The 5,957-nt window shown below is 41.9% G+C and carries 4 protein-coding genes and 1 rRNA gene; 1 reads left to right on the top strand and 4 read right to left on the bottom strand.

The annotated features are described in order from the left end of the window. Nucleotides 1-3: 3 nt before the first annotated feature. A 5S ribosomal RNA gene (gene rrf, locus LBH98_01835) occupies nt 4-120 on the top strand. Between the two features lie 111 nt (nt 121-231). On the opposite strand, the gene LBH98_01830 is transcribed toward rrf, so the two are convergent. From LBH98_01830 to LBH98_01815, 4 genes are read right to left on the bottom strand one after another with little or no spacing between them, the layout of a single operon-like run. Beyond that, on the bottom strand, nt 232-1,590 hold the full coding sequence (locus LBH98_01830) for an InlB B-repeat-containing protein (GenBank protein ID MDR0303497.1): 1,359 nt from the start codon (nt 1,588-1,590) through the stop codon (nt 232-234). Nucleotides 1,591-1,628: 38 nt separating this feature from the next. Next, on the bottom strand, nt 1,629-2,432 hold the full coding sequence (locus tag LBH98_01825) for a formylglycine-generating enzyme family protein (GenBank protein ID MDR0303496.1): 804 nt from the start codon (nt 2,430-2,432) through the stop codon (nt 1,629-1,631). 60 nt (nt 2,433-2,492) lie between these two features. Next, entirely contained in the window at nt 2,493-4,544 is a 2,052-nt protein-coding gene (locus tag LBH98_01820) for a TonB-dependent receptor plug domain-containing protein (protein MDR0303495.1), read from the bottom strand. Next, entirely contained in the window at nt 4,541-5,383 is an 843-nt protein-coding gene (locus LBH98_01815) for a hypothetical protein (GenBank protein MDR0303494.1), read from the bottom strand. Before LBH98_01815 ends, LBH98_01820 begins: the two co-directional genes overlap by 4 nt. Nucleotides 5,384-5,957: the final 574 nt, after the last annotated feature.

The following is a 5,957-nucleotide window of genomic DNA, read 5'->3' as shown; positions in this document are numbered from 1 at the left end:
TTTGCCGGTGATTATAGAGATGAGGATACACCTGTTCCCTTCCCGAACACAGAAGTTAAGCTCACTTTCGCCAATGGTACTGTCAGGGCGACTTGATGGGAGAGTAGGTCGTTGCCGGCATCTCGCAAAGCATGGAAACCCTCACGGGCTTCCATGCTCTTTTTTTTATACTAATTTTATTGTCGAACCTTTGAATCTCAGCGGAAACCGCTAAGTAAAATACCAAAAGAATCACCTCTTGTATTGTTTGGAGTAATACAAGTCAAAACCTAATCTCTGTCCAAGATTCTTATCGACATCGGCAGGTCGGAAAAGTTCGTCGTCAATCAAATCCGATAGAGTTTTCCCTGCGACAGGAAAATTATTACGATTTGTATCGCTGACAAGATCAGGGTCATATACTCTGAGCGAATAATTAACCATAGTCTCGGGAGTGATTAAAATTTTTCTGTCCGCTGTGCCATCCAGCGTATCCAGCATATCCAAATCTTTATACACCTGAAGTTCTTGATAACGACTCATCCAGCGATTCGAATGCGTAAGAATGTTAAGTTGAAGTTCGTCACCTCCGGCAAGATCCCATTGCATAACCTGTCCGCTCTGCTGAGTCTGCTGACGTGTCGGTAATGGTATGGGACCAATTTCTTTTCTGCCGCGTATTTCATAATCATATACTATGGAGTCTTTCACGGAAATAACGGTGTTCTCGCCGACTTGTGTGGTATCAAAGGTCAAAAAACTCATTTTACCCTTGTAAACATATCCGGCGTTTGCGGCTTTCAAAGCGGCTTTTGCACCGTTATCTACATCTACCATCGCATCCCACCACACATTGGCGTTTACTCCGTCGCTGCCGGGCCAGAAAACCCGCACCAACGGATCGCCGTATTCTCCCGGGTCTATTTCAATTGTTCCCAAACGCGATGGATAAAAATTGGTTAATTTGACGGCATACGTAGGACCTACCGAATGGTCGCCAATGTCTCCGAGCGTAAACGTTCCGCCTGCATGTCTTAAACCTCTGGCACTGCCTTCGTGAGTCGCCGTAACCGTCGGATATTTCAATACCATATACGCTTCTTCAACGGTAATTCCTCCGTAACCAAACACTCTGTGAGCGGCGTTAGAATACCAATTAAACGTTCCGTCTTCATTGTATAACTGATTGCGGTTTTGAAGGTCGTCGCCTATTCTTTTTTCTCCGCCGTAAAACGTTATACGCGCTTTGGCGGCAGGCGAATTTACACTCCATTGCGCATAAAGCGTTAAATTGCCGGTAGGAGTAATAGTCTGTGAAGGATTATAAGATGTTCCCGTCCCTGCCGCGTCGGTATTCCATACGGTAAGATACAGGCTTTCGCTTCGACGGTTAAAATAATCGCTTTCTCCTGCAAGTGTCACTTTTTCACCCTCTTTAACCGTAACGTTAGAAGGTATTGTTTTTGCAAAATTTGTTACATTTGCATCGTAAGTAATCGTAAACTCAACCGCCTTATCGTCATTGCCGGAACATCCGACAAAAATAAACAACGCCGACGCCGACACTGCGGTTATTACAGATACCGCCAAATTGCTCTTTAATCGCTCCATTCACAGACTTCCTTTACGGTAAAACTTAAAACAAGTATTTATTGATCAAAAATTATACGAATCCCCGCCATGCTTGCGTCATGCCGCAATCTCGAATCAACATCGTAACAAGCCTCACGATATGCGATACGACATTCCTTTCTCGCATTACCCGCACCGTTGAAGGTATTGTCGTCGGTGTTATAGTATCCACCGCGAAATATCTTCATTTCGCCGTAAGCGGGATTGTCTAATACAGGGTCGGTTCGCAAACCATTTTCTTCCACATCGTAATCGTCATACCAGTCGCTGACCCATTCGTAAACGTTTCCGGTCATATCGTATATTCCCAGTTCGTTTGGATTTTTAGTCCCGACTTCATGCGTTGAACCGCCCGAATTATCTTTATGCCATGCGACTTCGTCAAGATTGTTACTTCCGCTGTAAATATATCCTTTACTTTTGTTACCGCCTCTTGCCGCATATTCCCACTGGGCTTCCGTAGGTAAGCGTCCGCCTTTGCTTTTAGCAAAATCGTCCGCTTCGTCCCAGTAAATATCGGTAACGGGGAAATTATCCATGCCCGGAATTTGATTGCCGTACTGTTTGTTAGTTATAGGATATTTGCTTATCCAGAAACTTTTTGTTATTTTTACCTGATGATAAACTTCGTCATTGGGTTTTGCTCTTTCACTCGCCTGACTTCCCATCCAGAAAGTTCCCGCTTCGACCAAAACGCACTCAATCCCATTAATCGTTTTTTCATTTTTTTGTTCCTCGTCCTTACTGCAACCGACAAACAACGCTATCGCCGACATTGCGGTTATTACAGACACCGCCAAACTACTCTTTAATCGTTTCATTTAGAAACTCCTTTACTTAAAATGTTAAACAAAAAACCAAATCTATAAAACCGATAATTCTTAATTAAACCTTATTCCTCCGTAAAAAGTCCGTCCTTTGATTGGCGCCCACACAGAAGTCGTTAAGTAATACCAGCCGTCCACATAGAAAATCGGTTCGATTTTCGATTGATAGAAATCGCCGATATTTTGACACGCCGCAGTAATCGTCCATCTTGAAATCTTTTTGTCTATTTGGGCGTTGAAAGTCGAATACGGACTGCCGTATCTTTGTGTTTTAACAAGTTTCTGTCCGAAACGCACCTCGCGAAGCAATTGTTTTCCCGTATAATTCCAATCAAAAGACAAACCTACGCCGGATTTTCTTTCGTTCCACTCAATTTTAGCAAGCGCCGTGTAGTTTGGAGAATAATACGCAAAATTCTTTTCTGTCCCTTTCTTGGATTCAAAATTAAACAGATTTCCGCCGCCTTCTACCGCGAATCCCTTCGGCAGAGAAAAACGAACTGCGCCTTCAAGCCCGCGTGTTATCGCCGTTCCGTCAAGGTTTTCGTATCGAACGATTTGCCGCCCGTCAAGCGTGTATTGCCGTAAATAATGAGCCTGAATATAGTCCGAAATCATAGTCTGGTAAGCGGTAAACTCCGCGGTAATTCCCCAGTTTACTCTCCAGAATTGCGAATACTGCGTGTTTAAGGCGAACGTCCATGAACTTTCCTGACGAAGATTGTCGGTAGGTTCCAAATAATACACGTCGCTTGTCGTAGCCGAATGGTTTTCGGAAAACAAATTAAACGTCCTGAATCCTCTGCCCGCCGTAGCCTTAAAATTCAAATGGTGATTGGCATAATAATTAAGCGCAAATCGTGGTGACAAAATAAGTCCGTGAACGTTGTGAAAGTCGCCGCGCAATCCTATAGACATATCAAGATATTCGTCGTTGATCACAAAAATATCCTGTAAATACACAGCCGGAATCGTATATAAATGCGAACCGATTGAGCGGTCGTCGTAAAATTTGTCATATGTGAAACTTGCTCCGGCAAGCAGTTTGTTTCGCAGAAAATCAAAATGAAAATCCGACACGGCAAAAAGCATATTCTGCAACGCTTCAAGCGACAGATAGCCGTAATAACTGTCTTGGAAATGCTGAATAAAATTTACACGGCTTTCATTTACGATAATCGGCGAGACTTGCGTTTTCGCTCCGATTTCATAATTTACGCGTTTTGTTTTTGCATATTCCTGATAAACAAGCGGTTGGAATACGCTATCGCCCCATTCGTTTACATAAACGCTTTCGGACTGGAAAGACCCAATCCATTTGCGCGAAGACGACTGTGTTCCTCCGAATCTGTCTTCGTAAGCGACCTGCGCGTTTGCAAAAAGTTCGGTATTTTTAACTTCCTGCGAAAGTCGCATTGAAAAATTTACACGGTCAAACTCCGCAATGTCCATCATAGGAGTCGATTTATCCATATCTATACGCGGTGAATTGGCATATCCCATAGACACCTGTATGCCGGTTTGCGTTTTCTCGGAATAAGTAGAAAAATAAGCGTCGTAATTTTGCTCGTTGTGATGCCCCAACATTACTTTGAAATAGGTTTTAGTGTTGAACGGAATCGGTTTGTGAATAATATCCACTACGCCTGCAATAGCATTGTTTCCGTGTCTTACACTTGAAGCGCCTTTTATGATAAGTACGTTATCTATATTTACAAGAGGAATCTGTTCTATTCCATACACGTTTCCAAGCCCCGAATAAGCCGGAATACCGTCAACAAGGATTTGTGAATAAGCCACGTTAAGCCCCAAAAGGCGAATGTGAGCGGTGTTACAAACCGAACAGTCAACTTTCTTTCTAACGCCTAATTTTCCGTCAAGCAAGTCCAGCAGATTTGTTGCGGTCGTCTTTTCTATTTCGTCTCGCGAAACCGTATCGACAACTCCAAATTTATCTTCCGACTTAGTCAATAATGTTACGCTGTCCTGCACAAACATCGTCCCCATATCTATGGTTTGCTGCGCCTGTAAACATGTGTTACTTGTTATTACAACCGCAAAAACGGTGCAAATCTTGTGTCGGTAATTTGCTTTTATAATATTCATAATTGTTTCTTTATCGCCAGAGCCATAGGGTTTGAATCGGTAAATTTCTGCCGAAAAGCGTATGCCGCAGAATAATTGTTTTCATCGTTAATCAAGACAATGCCGTTTTCGTTAGGTTTAAGCGTCTCAAACACTATCGGAGAAAACCACGATTGTAATTTTGGTGAAACGAAAAACGAATAGAGTTCGTTTTCAAATATCTGAATGCGAAACATCATATCGCCCATAGTGTTTTCGTCAAACGTTTGTGTCGTATAAAGTTCAAACGGATATTCTTTTTCATCCTTTGAAACTTTCCCAGAAACGTAATATGACCGATTTTGTTTGAGTTCGGGGAAACTGTCTATTCTTGTAACCGAAGAACCCAAAGCGTTGGCATTGTTTTCGTTTGTTATAACCATGTGGATATGCGAATATATTCCGGGTTCTACTTTCAACATTTGAATATGCTGCGGCTTCAACAAATCTACGGCGAAATATCCGTAAATTTTTGGTGAAATTTTTCCTCCCGGAACGTCATGACGCAGCGAAGCGCAAATCGGGTCTGCACTTCTGGGAGTGTTCGCTTCTTCCCAATGAATACCGATTTCACCCGCTATCATTCCCGCCTTTTCTATAGTCCAATCGGCGTTACCGGTAGAAAACTTTACCTCAGCATTTTCTGCAAACGAAGTATCGTATGAAAAGTAATAGTCGATTGTCGCCGAAGACGGCGCCGGTGTTTCCTGCGTGGCGCAACCGTAAATGAACAATGCAGCCATTAGACTTATAAGCGGATAAGAATTTTCAGTGAACTTTTTTTCAGTAAACTTTTTGTTTGTGTTTTTGCTATTCTTCATTTTTACTTCTTATCGCCGTTTGAGATTTTTAATTTCAACAGTAATATAAAACCGTTCGGAAAAACTGTACGCAAAAACATTCCTATAAACATTTTTCTTTACTTTAGGCGAAATGAGCCTTTTGCAAAATAACAAAATTCTGTTATTTCTTTTTGTTTGACTGTAAATAAACGCGGCTTTATTTTTTTATTTTGCAGTTTTTCGCTTGTTAAAGTATGACAATAAATATATTTTACTTGAACTACGAAAAGAGAAGTACGGAATACTTCACTTGGGCTTAAACCTGTTTCTATCATAAAATACGTACAGACAAAAATTCAGAAAAATAAAAAATTCAGGCGAACGCTGTAAAACAAATATTATTTTATTGAAAGTTTTGACTACAACCGAACTAAATAGACAGAGGGAAGCAGTGCCGAATTATTTGAAAAACTTGACTTTTACTGCGGCGAATAGTATTTTTACTGAGTACCTTTTGAGGTCTTCGGTCTTCGGTCTTCGGTCTTCGGTCTTCGGTCTTCGGTCTTCGGTCTTCGGTCTTCGGTCTTCGGTCTTCGGTCTTCGGTCTTCGGTC

The sequence above is a fragment of the Chitinispirillales bacterium genome (assembly GCA_031254455.1).
Classification (GTDB): Bacteria; Fibrobacterota; Chitinivibrionia; order Chitinivibrionales; family Chitinivibrionaceae; genus WRFX01.
This window is presented reverse-complemented; position numbering and strand designations above follow the sequence as displayed.

Coding starts and splice junctions, on each gene's coding strand:
- LBH98_01830 (MDR0303497.1), bottom strand. CDS start 1,590: ATGGAGCGATTAAAGAGCAATTTGGCGGTATCTGTAATAACCGCAGTG.
- LBH98_01825 (MDR0303496.1), bottom strand. CDS start 2,432: ATGAAACGATTAAAGAGTAGTTTGGCGGTGTCTGTAATAACCGCAATG.
- LBH98_01820 (MDR0303495.1), bottom strand. CDS start 4,544: ATGAATATTATAAAAGCAAATTACCGACACAAGATTTGCACCGTTTTT.
- LBH98_01815 (MDR0303494.1), bottom strand. CDS start 5,383: ATGAAGAATAGCAAAAACACAAACAAAAAGTTTACTGAAAAAAAGTTC.